At 58.8% G+C, this 17,361-nt stretch carries 14 protein-coding genes and 2 pseudogenes; 13 read left to right on the forward strand and 3 right to left on the reverse strand.

Going from position 1 to position 17,361, the window contains the following annotated elements; genetic code table 11:
* The first annotated feature begins 2 nt into the window (after positions 1–2).
* The 4 genes from BVG79_RS09720 (at position 3) to BVG79_RS09735 (ending at position 5,031) form a co-directional block, all read left to right on the forward strand.
* Positions 3–1,403, forward strand: a complete 1,401-nt coding sequence (locus tag BVG79_RS09720) for a M20 family metallopeptidase (protein WP_085786722.1) — start codon at positions 3–5, stop codon at positions 1,401–1,403.
* Positions 1,396–3,018: an ABC transporter ATP-binding protein gene (locus tag BVG79_RS09725; protein WP_085786723.1), complete on the forward strand. Its 1,623-nt coding sequence runs from the start codon at positions 1,396–1,398 to the stop codon at positions 3,016–3,018. The genes BVG79_RS09720 and BVG79_RS09725 overlap by 8 nt, the downstream gene beginning before the upstream one ends.
* Positions 3,019–3,361: 343 nt before the next feature.
* Entirely contained in the window at positions 3,362–4,162 is an 801-nt protein-coding gene (locus BVG79_RS09730) for a glycosyltransferase family 25 protein (protein WP_085786724.1), read from the forward strand.
* A complete protein-coding gene (locus BVG79_RS09735; protein ID WP_085786725.1) occupies positions 4,159–5,031 on the forward strand; it encodes a DUF707 domain-containing protein in 873 nt (290 codons plus the stop codon). Before BVG79_RS09730 ends, BVG79_RS09735 begins: the two co-directional genes overlap by 4 nt.
* A 40-nt stretch (positions 5,032–5,071) precedes the next feature.
* Here the strand turns inward: BVG79_RS09735 and BVG79_RS09740 are convergent, their stop codons facing one another.
* Positions 5,072–6,820 (reverse strand): glycosyltransferase, encoded by a 1,749-nt coding sequence (locus BVG79_RS09740; RefSeq protein ID WP_085786726.1) that lies wholly within the window; start codon positions 6,818–6,820, stop codon positions 5,072–5,074.
* Positions 6,821–6,879: 59 nt separating this feature from the next.
* Positions 6,880–8,037, reverse strand: a complete 1,158-nt coding sequence (locus BVG79_RS09745; RefSeq protein ID WP_198167842.1) for a UDP-galactopyranose/dTDP-fucopyranose mutase family protein — start codon at positions 8,035–8,037, stop codon at positions 6,880–6,882.
* Positions 8,038–8,256: 219 nt separating this feature from the next.
* On the opposite strand from BVG79_RS09745, the gene BVG79_RS09750 reads away from it, so the two are divergent.
* From BVG79_RS09750 to BVG79_RS09775, 6 genes and pseudogenes are all read left to right on the forward strand, one after another.
* Entirely contained in the window at positions 8,257–10,032 is a 1,776-nt protein-coding gene (locus BVG79_RS09750) for an ABC transporter ATP-binding protein (RefSeq protein ID WP_085786728.1), read from the forward strand.
* A 55-nt stretch (positions 10,033–10,087) separates the two neighbouring features.
* On the forward strand, positions 10,088–10,693 hold the full coding sequence (locus tag BVG79_RS09755) for a DUF4304 domain-containing protein (RefSeq protein WP_198167843.1): 606 nt from the start codon (positions 10,088–10,090) through the stop codon (positions 10,691–10,693).
* Positions 10,694–10,830: 137 nt separating this feature from the next.
* Positions 10,831–11,115 (forward strand): hypothetical protein, encoded by a 285-nt coding sequence (locus BVG79_RS09760; RefSeq protein WP_085786730.1) that lies wholly within the window; start codon positions 10,831–10,833, stop codon positions 11,113–11,115.
* Positions 11,116–11,124: 9 nt separating this feature from the next.
* Positions 11,125–11,742, forward strand: a complete 618-nt coding sequence (locus BVG79_RS09765; RefSeq protein ID WP_085786731.1) for a hypothetical protein — start codon at positions 11,125–11,127, stop codon at positions 11,740–11,742.
* 207 nt (positions 11,743–11,949) lie between these two features.
* Positions 11,950–12,936 (forward strand): TerC family protein, encoded by a 987-nt coding sequence (locus BVG79_RS09770; RefSeq protein ID WP_085786732.1) that lies wholly within the window; start codon positions 11,950–11,952, stop codon positions 12,934–12,936.
* Between the two features lie 317 nt (positions 12,937–13,253).
* Positions 13,254–13,638: pseudogene (locus tag BVG79_RS09775) on the forward strand (transposase); the annotation flags it as partial.
* Positions 13,639–13,678: 40 nt separating this feature from the next.
* Here the strand turns inward: BVG79_RS09775 and BVG79_RS09780 are convergent.
* Positions 13,679–14,805, reverse strand: a protein-coding gene (locus BVG79_RS09780) for an IS3 family transposase (protein ID WP_418268900.1) whose coding sequence is annotated in 2 segments (ribosomal slippage) — positions 13,679–14,544 and positions 14,544–14,805 — 1,128 coding nt in all. Because the reading frame shifts where the segments join, the coding sequence is not laid out codon by codon here.
* 520 nt (positions 14,806–15,325) lie between these two features.
* Between BVG79_RS09780 and BVG79_RS09785 the strand changes: the two genes are divergently transcribed.
* The 3 genes and pseudogenes from BVG79_RS09785 to BVG79_RS09790 all read left to right on the forward strand — a co-directional run bounded on the left by BVG79_RS09785 (position 15,326) and on the right by BVG79_RS09790 (position 16,716).
* Positions 15,326–15,850 carry a pyridoxamine 5'-phosphate oxidase family protein gene (locus tag BVG79_RS09785; RefSeq protein ID WP_085786733.1) on the forward strand — a complete coding sequence of 175 codons (525 nt, stop codon included), beginning with the start codon at positions 15,326–15,328 and terminating at the stop codon, positions 15,848–15,850.
* Between the two features lie 248 nt (positions 15,851–16,098).
* Positions 16,099–16,179, forward strand: a pseudogene (locus BVG79_RS13910) (AAA family ATPase); the annotation flags it as partial.
* A gap of 111 nt (positions 16,180–16,290) precedes the next feature.
* Positions 16,291–16,716, forward strand: a complete 426-nt coding sequence (locus tag BVG79_RS09790; RefSeq protein WP_236951349.1) for an AAA family ATPase — start codon at positions 16,291–16,293, stop codon at positions 16,714–16,716.
* Positions 16,717–17,361: the final 645 nt, after the last annotated feature.

Raw genomic sequence — 17,361 nt, forward strand, 5'->3', positions numbered from 1 at the left:
CGATGACGATTGAACCCACCCGCGCCGCGACCGTCGCAGCCGCCGCCGCCTACGTGAACGACGGCACGTTCTTTAACGAGCTGACAACCGCCCTTGCCATCCCCAGCGAAAGCCCGCGTGCCGACAGCGCCCCCGACCATCTGGCCTACCTAGACCTGATCCGCCCGCAACTGGTCGCGATGGGGTTCGACACGCAACTGCTGCCCAACCCCGTGTTGGAACGCCTACCCGCGCTATTCGCCAGCCGGATCGAGGACCCCGCCCTGCCGACCATCCTGATCTATGGCCACGGCGACGTGCTGTGGGGCATGGAAGGCGACTGGAAAGACGGCGGCTCGCCATGGGTGGCCCGCCAGGTCGGCGACCGCATCTACGGGCGCGGCACCGTCGATAACAAAGGGCAGCACATCATCAATCTGGCCGCGCTGCGCCTGACCCTGCAAGCCCGGGGCAAGCTGGGCTTTAACACCAAAGTCCTGATCGAGATGGGCGAAGAAAGCGGCAGCCCCGGCCTGAACGACATCGCCGCCGCCCACAAAGACTTGCTGTCCGCCGATGCGCTGATCGCATCGGACGGGCCGCGCGTGTCGACTCACATCCCGACCGTCTTCTTGGGCGCGCGCGGCGGGCACGGCTTTGCCCTTGAATGTAACCTGCGCGAAGGGGCCCACCATTCCGGCAACTGGGGCGGGCTGCTGCCGAACGCCGGCATTCGTCTGGCCCATGCCATCGCCTCGATCACCGACGCCAAGGGCCGCATTCTCATCCCCGACTGGACGCCCGGCGCGATCCCCGAAAAGGTGGCAAGCTACCTGAACAAGATCACGCTGGAATTCGGTAACGAAGACCCCGTCACCGACGCGACTTGGGGGGAACCCGGCCTCGATGGCGCCGCACAGGTCTTTGGCTGGTCGAATTTCGAGGTGCTGGCCTATACCTGCGGCCGCCCCGATGCGCCCGTAAACGCCATCCCCGGCAGCGCCCGCGCCACCTGCCAACTGCGCTACGTCGTCGGCGTCGAACGCGACCGCATCCTGCCCGCGCTGCGCGAGCATCTGGACGCCCACGGCTTTGGCGATGTCGAAATCGTGCAAATGTCGCGCGGCATGTTCCAAGCCACCCGCACCGACCCCGATAACGACTGGACGCGCCTTGCCGTCGCATCCATCGCCGAAACCACCGGCCGCGAGCCTGCCGTGGCCCCGAATTTCGGCGGCTCGCTTCCGAACGAGGTCTTCTCGCAGACGCTGGGGATGGAGACGATCTGGATCCCCCACTCGCACCCCTCGTGCAGCCAACACGCGCCGGATGAACACATTCTGGTCAGCGTCGCCGCGCAAGCCACGCAAATGATGGCGGGCTTTTTCTGGGACTTGGGCGAAGGGAAACTAGGCCATGTCTGATCCTGTCCTGTCCGTCCGCAACCTGACGATCGACCTGCCGCGCGGGGGCGACCGCCCCCACGCGGTGCAGGGCATATCGTTCGACATCCACCCCAATGAAATCGTCTGCGTTGTGGGGGAATCGGGTTCGGGCAAATCGGTCACCGCCTTTGGCACCATGGGCTTGCTGCCCAAGGCGCTGCGCCCATCGGGCGGGCAGATCCTGTTCGAGGGGCAGGACCTGCTGGCCATGTCGCGCCGCGCCCACGCCAAATTGCGCGGGCGCAAAATGGCCATGGTCTTCCAAGAACCAATGACCGCGCTGAACCCCTGCTTTACCGTCGGCAACCAGATCGACGAAATTTTCGCAGCCCATACCAAACTGTCGGCGGCGCAGCGCAAAGCCAAAACGCTGGCCTTGCTCGAGGAAGTGCGCCTGCCCGAACCCGCTCGCATCTATGCCAGCTTTCCGCACCAATTGTCGGGCGGGCAACGTCAGCGCATCGTGATCGCCATGGCGCTGGCGATGGACCCCAAACTGCTGATCGCGGACGAGCCGACGACCGCGCTGGACGTGACCACGCAGGCGCAAATCCTGTCGATGTTCAAAACGCTGAAATCCACCCACAGCGCGGGCATCTTGTTCGTCACACACGACTTCGACGTGGTTGCCGAAATCGCCGATCGCGTCGTGGTCATGCAAAAGGGGGTCATGGTCGAACAGGGCACCGTCGATCAGGTGCTGAACCACCCGCAGCACCCCTATACCCGCAAGCTGATCGCCGCCGTGCCGCGCAAACAACCCGACCAAGCCGCGCCGTTGGGCACGCAAGTCGCCCTCAGCGTCGTCGAGCTGGAAAAGACCTACCATGTCGCGCGCACGCTAACCGCTCCCGCGCGCACCGTCCACGCGCTGCACCCCACCAGTTTCGAGGTGCGGAAAGGCGAAACGCTGGGCATCGTCGGTGAAAGCGGGTCGGGGAAAACCACGCTGGTACGGTGCCTCATCCGCCTGCAAGACCCTGATTCTGGTGCCATTTGGATCGACGGACGCAACTTCGCGCTCGGCTCGCGCCAAAGCCTGCGCAGCGCACGCAAAGACATCCAGATCGTGTTCCAAGACCCCTATGGATCGCTTAACCCGCGCAGGACGGTCGGGGCGCAGCTGGTCGGCGGGCCGCTGAATTTCGGCGAAGACCCCAAAGTCGCTTGGGCGCGCGCGCGTGAATTGATGCAGGTCGTCCAACTCGAGGAAGACGCCCTCTATCGTTACCCCGCGCAGTTTTCGGGCGGGCAGCGGCAACGCATCTGCATCGCCCGCGCGCTGATGATGCAACCCAAAATCCTGATCGCCGACGAAGCCGTGTCGGCGCTGGACGTCTCGGTTCAAAAAGAGGTGCTGAACCTGCTGCGCAAAATCAAGACCGAAATGGGCCTGACCATTTTGTTTATCACCCACGACCTGCGCGTCGCATCGCAAATCAGCGACCATTTGATTGTGATGCAAAAAGGGCAAGTGGTCGAACGCGGCCCCGTGGCCGAGGTTTTCGGCAACCCCAGCAGCGCCTATACGCGCCAGCTGATGGCCGCCATGCCCGGCAAAGGCTGGGACGTTCCAGCCGACCTTCGCGCATAACAACCCGCCCCGCGTCTGGCGCGGGGCATGATCCAATACTTGCCACATTTCGCCCCCCGGCGCGCTACAGGTAGCCGCGCCGGGGGCATATCTGTTAGGGATGCTTCACCAGCGCGAACACTCGCCTGCGCCATAGCAGATAGATCCGTCCCAGATGCACGAAAGAAACACATCACCTTCGCCCCCTTCAATGGCCCGTCATGCCGATCGCACTTTAACCCAAGACAGTGACCTTGTGGTGACATCCTGCAGTTTCCCGCGACAATGACGTTGAAAATGTCCCGAACGAACAGCTAGATGTTGAAATACGCCAAACGCACCTTGCGGGCATTTAGGACGAAGAATGACATCGACGAATTTCCCGCCTATTTATGTCCTCAGCCTGCCCAATGCCGATGATCGGCGCAGTGCCGTGCGCGCGGAATTCGACCGTATCGGCCTGAAATTCACTTTTATCGACGCCATTAATGGCAATGAAATGGCCGAGCAGACGTTTCGCAAATGGTATGATCAAAAGACAAATAGATACGCATTCAAAAGGCCACTATCGCGCGGTGAAATCGCCTGCGCGCTGGGGCACCACGGCATATGGTCGCGCATTGCAAATGGGCCGCACCCTGCTGCGCTGGTGTGCGAAGACGATATCGCCCCCTCGCCCGATTTGGTCGACTTTTTGCAGCGTATCGCCACCGAACCCGATGTTTTTGCCGATGTCATCATAAAGATCGACGGTGCTGCACGCACTGGTGAAAAGATCGGATCGCTGGGCACCACCGACCTGATCCTTACACGCCACCTGCCGCCACTGACCGTCGGCTACATCATCGGGCGCAATGCTGCGCGCAAAATACTTTCGACAATCGGGCCTATATCGCGCCCGATCGATATGGACTTGAAACACTACTGGGAACATCAGATCCCGATTTTCATCACGCAGCCGATCCTTGCAAAACCGCGCGAGACGGCCGAAAGCACCCTTGCAAATGGGCGCGATTCAACGAAACGCGCACCACTTCTCAGTCGTTTCGCCCGCAACGCTCTTTATCAGATCCGTATGAAATGGGGCCGTATGCACTCGCCATATAAAAACGAAAACAAGGCGATCATCGACCGCCTGAAAAGCTTTCTGGTAGCCCATCCATGACGCGTAAAAATCTCGTCGTCGTCCGCGCGGGCAGCAACTCGCTGCACCACCGCTGGCTGGACATCCCCGACGACGCGCGCAGCTACGACGTGGTTGTCAGCTTTTTCGACACGGCCGCCTTTGCCGCCTTCCAGCCGCGCGACGGCGTGCGGGCCGTTCTGATCAAGGGCGGCAAATGGGACGGTCTGTTCAAAACCTTCGCCGATATCGACATCGACGCCTACGACTACTTCTGGTTGCCCGACGACGATATTGACGCCAGCGCGACCACCGTGAACGAGATATTCCGCCTGTGCCGCCAGTCAGGTTTGGCGGTCGCCCAGCCGGCGCTGACGCATGACAGCTATTTTTCGCACTTCATCTTCATGCAGTGCCCCGGCTTCCGGCTGCGCTACACCAATTATGTCGAAATCATGGTGCCATGCCTGAACCGCAACATCCTGCGCCAAGCCCTACCCCTTTTCGAAGGCACGATGAGCGGTTTCGGGCTTGATTACACGTGGTGCCGCTGGGCCGACAGCGGCCCCTTTAACGTCGCGATTCTGGACACCGTCGCCGTGCATCACACGCGCCCCGTCGGCAAAGTGCTGCAGTCCGCGATGACCGACGCAGGCAAACCCACGTCCGAGGAAGAAGAAGAGATCCTGAAAGCCCGCTACGATCTGGTCGAGCGCACCGTCCCCCTCGCCTTTGCGGGTGTGCGCACGGATGGCGGCCCGGTCATCGGTAGGGTTGCCGTCGGCTGGCGCATGGTGCGGGGCTGGTGGCCCATCCGCCACACTTTCCACGAACGTCGCAAGGCCTTCTGGGCCATCATCAAGATCGCGCGCCGCCAACTTACAAAGCGGCTGGATATGCGCACGTTGTGAACGTGCTGCCCCAGCCCGAAGTCAGGGCTGGGGCAACCTTTCAGTCGGAATAGACGTCGCGCCAGAATTTCTCCGAGGTCATCTCGGGAAACGCGGCTTTGTAGGTCTGGCGCAGGTCGTCAAATTGCTTTGCAAATTCGCGGGCCGTTTCCTTGGCAAGGCGATATTCTTCCCAGAACCGTTTTTTATCATAGCTCGCCATGTAACCCGCACCGCTATTAGGCGCGACGTAAATGACACGGCGATATTTGAATATTTTCTGCAAATCGCCAACGAAGCCTTTGCGGTCAATAACTGTTTGATCACGGATCATTCGCTCGGGCAGCGCAAATCCGTTCAAAGTCAATTTCCGTATCAACTTGTGGAATTTCTTCTCGTTCTTCGGGCCGAGCGCGATATCATCTGGAAAGACAATGTCCCCCAGCTTTTCCCCCGGACATTCGACCGCCATGCGCGCCCGCACGTCCGACATATCAAGGTTATCCACCCAGAACTGAGGGCCCTTCATAACGTCTTGCAACGCCATCGAACAGGCGCGCGCACTGGCGTAATTATACGAGAAGAGATTGCCCATAATGTTGCGTCGATACATGCGCAGCAACCGCTTTGCGCTTCTGTTCGACGTCAGAATGTAGCTGAGGGTTGTGGCCCGCCATCCAAGATAGCGCGTGAAGGGGCCTTCCTTAATATCGAAATCTTCGGCCCAGCCCCCGATACCGTTCATGGTTTCGATTTTGAAATCGTTCGTCATCGAGAACAAGACATCGTCCCCCCTGACAAAGAACGGAAAAGCAAATCGCTTCACCTGGTCGATCTGGAACCCGAAGTGCCACCACCCGCCGTAGCCTATGCTTTCGCTACGCTCCTCGGCCAAAAGCAGCTGGTCGCGGTTGCGCAAGTCCAGCCCTTTCTTGATTTGGTAATAACTGCCATCCCTGTAGACCGCGCCCGCTTCGTGCAGCTCGTAAGGTGCGGCTTCGCGCATCATGCTGCCCGCGACAGCGACATTTGGCTGCTTTGCATACTGCATGATGCGAAACGTGCGGCGTATGGCCTCCATCTCGCACGAGGCATCATCGTCCATGAACAGGCAGTGGCTGAAGCCGTTGTCCTTCAGGTGCAGCAATCCACGGGTAAACCCGCCGGCACCGCCCAGGTTTTTATTGGGAATGACGACCGCGCCCATCGCCTCCTCGGGCGCGATGTTTTGCGAGTTATCGACAACAATCAGCGCGATGCGACCCGCCAAGTCAGGGTCTGCCAAAACCTGTTCGGACACGCGGCGGATCGCCGGCAGCACGTAGTTCTTGCGGTTGAAATGCGTGACAACCACACCCAGTCGGACATCGTTCGGCGGCGGTGTCCGCGTAAAATAGAAACCGCCAGTCAGTGTCGCGGGCTCTAGCGCAAGCACCTGAAAAAATAGAATACCGTCGGTCAACGTAGGGAAAGCGGGGATCTCGATCAAGGTCGGGGTGTCGCTCAAAACGCATTCGACCTCGCTCAGCCAACGGCTGGCGTGATCCAGCACATTGATGCCGACGCGTACGATGACGCGGCCCGATCCTGTCAGCGCCAGCCCGAGATCGTCAATGTTGCAAATGCTTTTCCACTTCCCAACGGAAAAACCGTTAAAGAATGTATCGGTCAATGTCGCCGACCGCACGGGAATGTCGACCAGCCCGTCCGACAGGCGACTGATGACCCGCCTGTCGTTATGGTGGAAATACATGTCTTCCGGGGCAGGAAGGTCGGTTCCTGGAAAAACCAGCGTCTGCAGCTTTATCATTCTTGCCTCGTCTAACAATACTTATGATCGCTACAGCGTCGGGCTAAACGCCCCCCGCCTTACGCCAGCGGGTCTTTCACAAAGACCGGCATCGCGGCGTCCAACTTAATACTGTCCAAATAAAGTCGTGCTGTATCCAGCGCCTCGCGGATGGTCACGTCCATATCAAGGTAGCGATAGGTCCCCAAGCGACCGACAAAGGTCATGCGCTCGGCTCTACGTGCATGCGCCACATAGTCGGCCAGCATTTTCTTTTCTTCGACCATCCGAACCGGATAGTAGGGAATGTCGTCGGGCCCGCAAGCGCGCGAATGCTCCTCGTAAAGAACCGAGCCCTCATGGCTCTCCCACGGCGAGAAATGCTTGTGCTCGGTAATGCGGGTCCACGGCACGTCCACATCGCCATAGTTCATCACCGCGCAGCCCTGATAGTCGCCGTCATAGGTGAACTTGCGGAAGTCTAGCGTGCGATAGGCCAGACGCCCCAATGCATGATCGAACCAAGCGTCAATCGGGCCCGAGTTGAAGACGTGGTCGTATTCGGCAACATCTTCGCGCGTGATCTTGGTTTCCAGATCAAGGGTGATGTTCGGATGATCCAAGATGGCGGCGACCAGATCGGTATAACCGTTCTCGGGCATCCCTTGGAAATTATGGGCGAAATAGTTGTCGTCATAATTGAAACGCACCGGCAAACGCTTCAGGATCGATGCGGGCAGCGCGCTGGGGTCGCAGCCCCACTGCTTCATCGTATAGCCTTTGAAGAACGCCTCGTACAAATCACGCCCCACAAATCGCAGCGCCTGCTCCTCGAATGTTTGCGGGTCGGCGATCGTGCTGTCACCTTTCTCGGCGATGAAGGCACGCGCCTCGTCGGGGCGCATGGTCTTGTCGAAATACTGGTTAATCGTATGCAGGTTCACCGGCAGCGAGAACACCTTCCCCTGCGCGGTGGTTTTAACACGGTTCTTGTAGGGGCGGAACGTCGCAAAGCGGTTCACATAGTCCCAGACCTCAACATCGTCGGTGTGGAAAATATGCGGCCCATAGACGTGCACCATGACCTGCGTCTCGGGGTCGCGCTCGCTATAGCAGTTTCCGGCGATATGCGGGCGCACATCCACGACGCGGACACGATGCCCTGCCTCGGCCAATTCACGCCCGATCACGGCGCCCGAGAAACCCGCACCAATCAATAGAATATTTTTGTCCTGCACCGATATTCCCCTGTGGATCACGAAATTACGGCTCGCTCGCATAGAATAATCACATTTGCTAGAGATAATCACTACAACAAGATACGCCGCCGAAAACCGCCGCTTTAAAGCTGCCGCAGGTCGAAATCCGCCGATGCTGCGCCATGGCTTTGCAGTCGACAGTCTGTTACAATCGCAGCAGTTTGCCCTTCCAGACGCAGGGCGGAAAATGATGGGCCTATGCAGCTAGTACAGAAAATTATCAGCCGTTTTGTCAAAGACGATGCCGACGGCAACGTCGTCTTGCGCCTTTTGCGCTACGGCCTCGCCACGCAGGGAAAATATTACGCCATCGGCATTCTGGCGATGGTTGTCGTTGCGACCAGCGCGGGCCTGACCGCATGGTCGATGGAACTGATCATCAACGCGATGAGCAACCCCAGCAACCGCGAACAACTGACGATGGTATCGATGATCGTCGTCGGCATCTTCGCCCTGCGCGGCATCGGCGCCTATATTCAGGCGGTCGCCATGGCCAAAGCGGGCAACGGCATCATCGCCCACCAACAGCGCAACATTTTCAACAAGCTGATGGAACAGGGCGTCGACTTCTTCAACCTGCGCGAGTCGTCCGACACGCTGATGCGCGTGACGCAAAGCGCGCAGTCCGCGCGCGGGCTGATCGACATCATCGCCACATCGGCGGTGCGCGATATGCTGACCTTGGTGTCGCTTCTGGCCGTCATGGTCTACCAGCAACCCGTGCTGACGCTGGCCGCGCTAACGGTGGGCCCCCTCGCATTCCTGATGCTGCGCACCCTCGTCCACCGCGTGCGCGAGGTCACATCGCGCCAGATGATGTCGCTGGCCGAAATCCTGCGCGTGCTGCAAGAAACATCGGCCGGTATCCGCATCGTCAAAATCTTCGCGCTGGAAGACCTGATGCGCAACCGCATGAGCGGCGCTGTCCGCGCAGTCGAAAAGCGGTCGAACGCGATCACGCGCCTTGAATCGGTCACGATGCCGGTGATGGATATTCTGGCAGGCCTGACCATCGCGTCCATCTTGTGGCTGTCAACGTGGAACGTGGTCGGCGGCGCGAACGGCGCATCGGCAGGTCAACTGATGTCGTTCATCACCGCCATGCTGATGTGTTATGACCCCGCGCGGCGCCTCTCGCAAATGCGCGTGCGGGCCGAAGCGATGCTGGTTGGCGTGCGCATGTTGTTCGAGCTGATCGACATGAAGACCACGCTGAACGAAAACGCCGACGGCCCTGCCCTACAGCCCGGCCCCAGCCATATCCGCCTCGAAGATGTGACCTTCGCCTATGGCGAGCGCAAAGTGCTGGAAAACGTCGAGATGGACATTCCGGCCGGCAAGATGACGGCGATCGTCGGCCTGTCGGGTGCAGGTAAATCGACGGTTATGAACCTGATCATGCGCCTTTACGACCCGACCGAGGGGCGCGTCACCATCGACGGGCAAGACATCAGCCGTGTGCAATCCACATCTCTGCGTCATGCAATGGCCTATGTGGGGCAGGATACGTTCCTGTTCTCGACTTCAATCATGGAAAACATCCGCTACGCCCGCCCCGACGCCAGTGACGATGACGTAAAAGCCGCCGCGTCGGCAGCCTTTGCGCACGACTTCATCAGCGCCCTGCCGCAGGGGTATCAGACACCAGTCGGCGAAAACGGCGCCTTCCTGTCCGGCGGGCAACGCCAGCGCATCTCGATCGCCCGCGCCTTCTTGAAAGACGCGTCGATCCTGCTGCTGGACGAAGCCACCAGCGCGCTGGACGCCATTTCGGAAGAGAAAATCCGCGAGGCTGTGCAAGTCTTGGGCCGTGGCCGCACCCGCGTCGCGATCACTCACCGCCTGTCGACCATCATGGCCGCCGACGTCGTCTACGTGATGGAAGACGGCCATGTCATCGAGACCGGCAGCGTCGATGCACTGTTGCAAGCGAACGGCCCCTTCAGGGACCTTTACGACAAGCAGTTCGGCTAGCCCCCATCCCGTGCGCGCAGCCATGTGCGCGCGGGGCAAACCACAAGGCGACACCATGGACCGCAAAACGATCAATCGCGCCCTGCGCGCTGAATTTTTTCCCGTTCTGGCGGCCGAGGGTTTCACACGGCACGGCGATGTCGCTCGCCGCATCGCACCCGACGGGGTCGTGCATGTGGTCGACATCCAGCACCTTCCCCGCAACGGCGCGTTTCAGGTCAACCTCGGCACACATCTGCTGCAATTAGGCGGCGTGGCAGGCGGCCAAAGCCCGGCCCCCGAAACCTTCCGCGATTTTGATTGCGCATGGCGCGGCTCAATCATCGCAGGCTTTCGCAATGCGTCCGACGCCGCATTCACCTACGGCGCTACGGCAGAACAGGCCGCGGAATCGGTCGCATTTCTGGTGTCGGAATGGCCACGCCAATCGGCGGCCTTCTTCGCGCCCTACCAATCCTACCCCGACACATTCCACGCCGCAGCCCACGCCGCAGCGGCGGATGACAGCCTGCACCCCGCCCATATGCTGACATGGGCACGGGTCGCCGCGCTACTGGACGATGCCCCTCTTGCACAAACCATAGCGCTGGCCGCGCTTCCCAAGGTTCCCGAACGGGCGACAGCGCTGCGCGACAAACTGCACGCATTCCTGACCCCTTAGCCCGCACGGGCACCCCCCGCCCGCCCAGCACGCGACGTGCGACTTCCCGCCTGCGGGCCGGCCTCTGGCCGCCCGCCGATTGATCTTCCGGCCCCCCCTTGCCATAGGCTGCGCCGATTGAAGACCCGAGGAAGACCATGAATAAAACCAAGCGTATCGCCATCGCAGCCGTTGTCGGCATTGTCGTCGCCGCAGGCGCAATGATGAAAGACAAGATGACTGGCGCCGAATGGGCCGTATCCCCCCAGCAAATCGCCCAAGCGCAAGCCGAAGGCAAACCGGGTTTCGAAAGCGCCCAAGGCACCGTCACCGTCCTGCCGATCCGCAGCGAAAAAGCCGACATCCTGCCCCTGACGTGGATCCTGTTCGGCTTTGCCGCCGGCGCCGCCACGCTGGTTGCACTGCGTCGCAAGTCGGCCTGACCAACGGCCATGCAACCCACCGTCATTTCGCACGCCGCTTTCAACCTGTCGCGACATGACGTCCTGACGGCCATGCAAGACCAACGCATGGCCGTCTCGGCGGTCGTCCAGAACAAAACCGGCCTGTGGCGTAGCTTACGGATGATTTCTGTCATCGTGCTGATCCCCACGATGATCGCTGGCATCTGGCTTAGCAAACAACCCTACCTGCCCTACGGCGTCGCGCTACTGCTGGTGTTTGGCGTGCTGTTCAAGGTGTCCGACTGGCGGATCAAGCGTGGCATGCACCAGCTGGGCGCGCGTAGCACAGTGTCGGAAAACCGGCTGGTCCGCACCCTCGACAAGCAAATCTTTCGCGGACGCGCCACTATCCCTGCCGAGGCTACCTTCACCGAAACCGGCTTTGCCCTATCGCAGGGCAAAGTGACGTTCGCAGCCGACTACACCGATACCCACCGCATCGGCATCATTTTCGAACGCAATGGTCTGCTGCAAATCATCCCCGGTGACGACCGCAGCCTGCCCGATGCGTTCTTCTTCGTGCCGCTGTCGGTCATGCCGAACGCAGCAGCCCTGATGGACAAACTGCGCGAAAGCCCGTCGTTCGTGTTTCCGCGCACCGCCTGACCGCGACCCCGCTTCCCCCGCGCGACAGTGAAAAAATATCGCGCGGGGTCTTGAACCATCACAAAACCGTGCCCAAGTCCGCCTATGTGGACCGGGCCCCTCTGGCGGTGCTTGCACCGTGATGTCGGACCACATCGAGCTTGCTCGAGGTTGGCCCGGATAAACCGTTCCCCGATCTCGCGCCATCATGTGTATCAGAGGTCGGAAATGGAATTTTTGGCAACACTTTTCATGGGCACGCCAGTCTGGATGTGGCTGGTGTTCATCGGCATCGTCCTGACGCTGCTGGTGCTAGACTTGGGCGTATTTAACAAGGGCGACCACGAAATCGAAATCGGCGCCAGCCTGAAGATGTCGGCCTTTTACATCAGCCTCGGGCTGGCCTTCGCAGGCTTTGTCTGGTGGCAGAAAACGCCCGAGGACACCGCAAATTACGTCACGGCCTTCGTGATCGAAAAGACGCTGGCGCTGGACAATATCTTCGTCATCGCCCTTATCTTCAGCTTCTTCGCCATCCCGCGTAAATACCAACACCGCGTGTTGTTCTGGGGCATCTTGGGCGTCATCGTGCTGCGCGGGATCATGATCGGCCTCGGCGCAACCATCGTCGCAAACTACGCATGGGTGCTGTATATCTTCGCCGTCTTCCTGATCTTCACGGGGATCAAAATGTTCTTCTCGGGCGACGACCACGCCCCCGATATGTCGAAAAACCCCATCTTGCGGATATCACGCAAGTTCTTGCGGGTGACCGACACCCTGCACGGCAACGCATTTTTCGTGAAACAACCGGACGCCAAAGGCAAAATGGTGCGCTATGCGACGCCGCTGTTCTTGGCCCTGGTGATGATCGAATTTGCCGATCTGATTTTCGCAGTCGATTCGGTGCCTGCCGTCTTCACCATCACCACCGACCCGTTCATCGTCTATACCTCGAACATCTTCGCAACCCTCGGCCTGCGCGCGCTGTTCTTTGCCCTTTCGGCAATCCTGCACCGCTTCGCTTATCTGAAGTATGCGCTGTCGATTCTGCTGGTCTTCATCGGGTCCAAGATCTTCATCGCCGACCTGATGGGCTGGGAAAAATTCCCGCCGGCTTGGTCGTTGGGCATCACTTTCGCGATCCTCGCCGCTGGCGTGATCGTATCGCTCGTCAAAACCAAATCCGACGATAGCAAAGCACAACAGCCCTGAGCACGCGCGGGCGGGGCCTAACCTGCTCTGCCCGCCATCCCAACCCGAAAACCGTCGATCCTGCCACAGCCTCGCTCATATGAAGCAAAAGCGAACGATACCAACGCACGACACGCCCTAGCCAGAAAAGACTCGTCACAGGACAGAAAAGGCCAGTGACGCAAGGAATTTACTCAGCGAACAAATCCGACGCGCACCAGCTTCGTTTTCATCTCGAGCCGGTTCAAAAACGGGGTAGGGGTTTGGAGGTAATCCTCCCCATGGCTAAGGGTCTGCATAAGTAGAATTTTCTCGTAGCGTGAGCTGAGGAGATTCGAATGAAAAGGAGCCGTTTCATCGAGCCGCAGATCATGGCTGTGCTTCGTCAGGCCGAGAGCGGCGTGGTCATGCCTGAACTTTGCCGGGAACATGGGATCAGCACGGCGAGTTTCTACAAATGGCGCTCGAAGTATGGCGGCATGGATGCGTCAATGATGAGCCAGATGAAGTCCCTTGAAGACGAGAACCGGCGGCTGAAGCGCATGTTTGCGGACCTGAGCATGCGGGCCGAACTGCTCAAGTCAGCCCTTGGAAAAAAATGACGCGGCCAGCTCAACGCCGCGAGCTGGCCGAGAAGGCAGTGGTGACGAAGGGGGGGTCAGCATCGCGCTGGCCTGTCGGGCATTTGGCGTCAGCGAGGCCTGCTTTCGCTACAGCCCGAAGCTTGGACTTGCACCGTTTTCGTTCCGGTGTGTTGCTGATGTTATGCGGCGATCTTTTCGAAGGCCACGGGTGATTTTCCATTCAACGAAGAATGCCGCCTGCGCGGATTGTAGAATCCGTTGATGTATTCGAACACCGCGACCTCGACGTCCCGGCGTGTTTGCCACGTGTTTCGCCAGATGAGTTCGGCCTTGAGCGACTTGAAGAAACTCTCGACTGCGGAATTATCGTAACAATTTCCTTTGCCACTCATGGAAGGTAGCAACTCGTGACGGCGAAGGCGCTTCTGATACGCGTGCGCACAATATTGCGCGCCGCGATCGGTGTGGTGAATGCAGCCCGGTGGCGGTCGGCGTAACGCGATTGCCATGTCCAAAGCCCGCAAGGCCAAGTCCTGCTTCATACGGTTGCTGATTGCCCAGCCGATTACGCGCCTCGAATATAGATCAATGATCACAGAGAGATAGGCCCATCCTTCGCGGGTCCAAATATAGGTGATATCTCCCGCCCATTTCTGGTTCGGGGCCCGCGCCGTGAAATCCTGGTTCAGACGGTTCGGGGCGATGTTGAAACTGTGGTCGCTGTCGGTCGTGCGCTTGAATTTGCGGCTTCGCAAGACCTGGATGCCATTGTCGCGCATGATCCGGGCAACCCTGCGTTGCCCCACCCTGATGCCCAATTCGGTCAATTCCTGCGTCATGCGCGGGCGGCCATAGCTACCCAGACTGAGCCGGTGCTGTTCGCGAATATGGGCCAGAAGGACCATGTCGCGCCGCTGACGTAGCGATGGCGGCCTGTGACGCCACGCTCGTAAACCACGGTCCGAAACTTGCATCAGACAGCAAAGGCGGGCGCGTGAAAGATCTCCGCGATACTCCGCAATGAACTGAAATCTCACTGCTTTTGGCTCGCGAAGAGGATCGCGGCCTTTTTTAGTACTTCCCTCTCCTCTCGCAGGATACGGTTCTCTTTGCGCAAGCGCTCATTCTCGCGGCGTAGTTCCGCGTCCTCGGCCGCTGTCGGATCGGTCGAATAATCCCGCATCCACTTGCCCAAGGTCGAAAACCCGACACCAAGGTCCGACGCCACCTGTCGCCGTGTCAGGCCGCTATGCGTCGCGATCCGAACCGCATCGCGCTTGAAATCTTCACTGTGCTTGGGTGCCATATCTGGTCTCCTTTATGGCGAGCATTGCTCGTAGAAAACCGGAACGGAAGTGAGACAAGTCCAGTCAGCCTCACGGACGTCCGAAATCCATGACCCCTGAACGTGCTTTGATAGCAGAATCCATGATCTCCGCAGGCCACGCGTCTGGCGACATCTGGAAAATAGTCTCGGCAATGAGCGGACCAACATTGGGTCGCTCCACCTTCTACGCATGGAAAAAAGGGCAGAAGGCCGTCCAGAACAGGATTGCTATAGATGCTAGGTGACTATTTGGCGCCTGCTCCCGCTGGACGCGTAAAGTAACGAGCTTCGATAATTCAGAGCGAGACCCACAAGCCGGTCCGCCTCGAGAGCAACGAGACGATGCAAAATCTCGGCTGCTTGCCCATCACGTTCTCGCAAAACTCACCGGACAGTCTTAGCAAAATTATCCAGTCATCGTTACATTGCTCTGCGGGACAACGCGGCCGAAGAGGATTACAATGGCGCCCGCACCGAATAACGATAGAGGAGCGCGCCCATGACCTCATCAATCACTCCCCGTATTGTTCCTGCGGCGCCCGCTGGGGATCAAGATTTCGATTCCGCGTCCTACTTGCGCCGCATCGTCAGGGAGATGCGGGTATGCGCACTTGCAACCACTGATTCTCAGACGGGATATCCCTATCTGACATCGGTAAACGCCGCGGCCAACCGACGTGGACAAGTACTATTCCTGACCTCTCTTGTTGCGCCCCACTCTCGCAACATGCGGAAGGATCCTCGGCTGTCTATTATGTGTTATGTCGATGAGAGCGGAGAAAGCTGGGCGCACGGGCGACCGTTGACTGCTGGTCGCGTGACGCTTAGCGGGATGGCACATGTTACCGACACGCCCGAGGACATTGAAGACTTCCTGAGTGCGCACAAGAAGCTAAGCGTGGCGGTTAAGAATGGTGGGTTCTCCATTTGGAAGCTGAGCCCTCAAGGAGTGGAAATGATGGGGGGCCCTCGTCTCGCTCCAGAACTGAGAGTTGAGGACTTAAAAATCTCCAATCTTTCCTGAGGCTGCGTAAGATTGGCAAGTCTCACGCAGGGCAGTAGCAGTGAGCTTGATTGGCCCTCAGTTCGCAAGTGCGCGCCCCATCTTTAACACTTACTTCTGCCGGACTGGAAGCTAGCATGTCACGTCGCCCATAAAAAACCAACCAACCTTCTCCCTACCTTCGGCGGGTCGGGTGGGCGAGGCCTGAGGACGATCGACCATCGAACTATCCTTTCTCGCTACCCTTTCTGACGAACCCAGAATGGGAGATAGAATTCACTACGCCGGTTACGATTATTGTTGATGAGAACGGGGCAGGGAAATCCACCATCATCGAAGCGTTAGCTGCCCTGGCAGGCTATGATGAAGCGGGGGGTGGCAAGGGCTACACGCCAGTTGACCATTCCCGTGCGCTCGGCAAGTCAGGTGCAGCAATCGCAGATCACTTGAGGGGCGCTTGGTTGCCAAAGATAACCAACGGTTGGTTCTTTAAGGCGGAGTCATTCTGGTCGGTTGCGCGCTATCTCGATGAACTTCCGGGCCCCGGGCCGGACTTCCTGTCGCATTCGCATGGGGAAGGCTTTTTGCGACTATTTGCCGAGCGCTGCTCCCGCCAAGGGCTCTGCTTCATGGACGAGCCAGAAAGTGCGCTTTCTCCAGCTCGTCAGCTGGACCTTCTTGCCATGCTTGCGGACGTCCAGAAAACAGCATCATCGCAGATCATTATGGCGACCCACTCGCCTATTTTAATGGCTGTCCCCAACGCAAAACTTCTTCAGCTGACCCGTTTTGGATTAGAGACTGTATCTCTCGAGGAGACAGATCACTATCGCCTCTACCGGGCATTCTGCCTAGATCCGAATGGGTTCATCGAAAAAGGAACTTAGACAACGGCAAGAAGAGGTGATCGAGCAGACGCACTTTCTTGAACGCTCTGCATTAGCCAATGCGCTGCTCTATCTTAGGTAAATATGCCAGCCATTTTAAGAAAGATCTGCCAGCAGCTGTGCGGGACAAAGCTGCCTTTCGCCTAAGCGGGCGGGTTGACCATTAAAGGTAGGGCGGAGAAGGCTATACTCAGCTTAACACCGTTCAAAATCCACTGTCTCTTTCCAAACCTCGAGGCTCGCCAAAGTCTACCTCCTCATGCAGATTTTCGACGCTCATGCGGGAAATCATGTCGCTGAGAGAGATATCATCGACCGCCAATGGTTCACCACATCGGCCTCGCACCTCATCACTTGAGTTGTCGGCAAGTGAGGCTGACTTTGGTTCGCATGGTTTCTGCCGACCTCTTTCACTTCGTTCGGTCACCTTGTCATCCCTCCCAAACCAAGAATCGGCACGTCCTCTTCACGCGCACAATGCACGCTCGCATAGTGCCACGCCTCAGTCATACGATGCTTGTAGCCGCGCCACCACACCCCGCTCAGCAAGCCAAGAATGGTCGAGGACACCAAGACTTTAATTCAGGGAGAAAATTTGGCGCGCACAATAACGCATTGACAGCACATAAACAGTCTTATGCTTCA

It is taken from the genome of Ketogulonicigenium robustum, assembly GCF_002117445.1.
GTDB lineage: Bacteria > Pseudomonadota > Alphaproteobacteria > Rhodobacterales > Rhodobacteraceae > Ketogulonicigenium > Ketogulonicigenium robustum.

Excerpts from the sequence above, each read along its gene's own strand:
- BVG79_RS09735 (WP_085786725.1), top strand. The coding sequence starts at position 4,159 with ATGACGCGTAAAAATCTCGTCGTCGTCCGCGCGGGCAGCAACTCGCTG.
- BVG79_RS09770 (WP_085786732.1), top strand. The coding sequence starts at position 11,950 with ATGGAATTTTTGGCAACACTTTTCATGGGCACGCCAGTCTGGATGTGG.
- BVG79_RS09720 (WP_085786722.1), top strand. The coding sequence starts at position 3 with ATGACGATTGAACCCACCCGCGCCGCGACCGTCGCAGCCGCCGCCGCC.
- BVG79_RS09725 (WP_085786723.1), top strand. The coding sequence starts at position 1,396 with ATGTCTGATCCTGTCCTGTCCGTCCGCAACCTGACGATCGACCTGCCG.
- BVG79_RS09760 (WP_085786730.1), top strand. The coding sequence starts at position 10,831 with ATGAATAAAACCAAGCGTATCGCCATCGCAGCCGTTGTCGGCATTGTC.
- BVG79_RS09785 (WP_085786733.1), top strand. The coding sequence starts at position 15,326 with ATGACCTCATCAATCACTCCCCGTATTGTTCCTGCGGCGCCCGCTGGG.
- BVG79_RS09740 (WP_085786726.1), bottom strand. The coding sequence starts at position 6,820 with ATGATAAAGCTGCAGACGCTGGTTTTTCCAGGAACCGACCTTCCTGCC.
- BVG79_RS09730 (WP_085786724.1), top strand. The coding sequence starts at position 3,362 with ATGACATCGACGAATTTCCCGCCTATTTATGTCCTCAGCCTGCCCAAT.
- BVG79_RS09750 (WP_085786728.1), top strand. The coding sequence starts at position 8,257 with ATGCAGCTAGTACAGAAAATTATCAGCCGTTTTGTCAAAGACGATGCC.
- BVG79_RS09765 (WP_085786731.1), top strand. The coding sequence starts at position 11,125 with ATGCAACCCACCGTCATTTCGCACGCCGCTTTCAACCTGTCGCGACAT.
- BVG79_RS09755 (WP_198167843.1), top strand. The coding sequence starts at position 10,088 with ATGGACCGCAAAACGATCAATCGCGCCCTGCGCGCTGAATTTTTTCCC.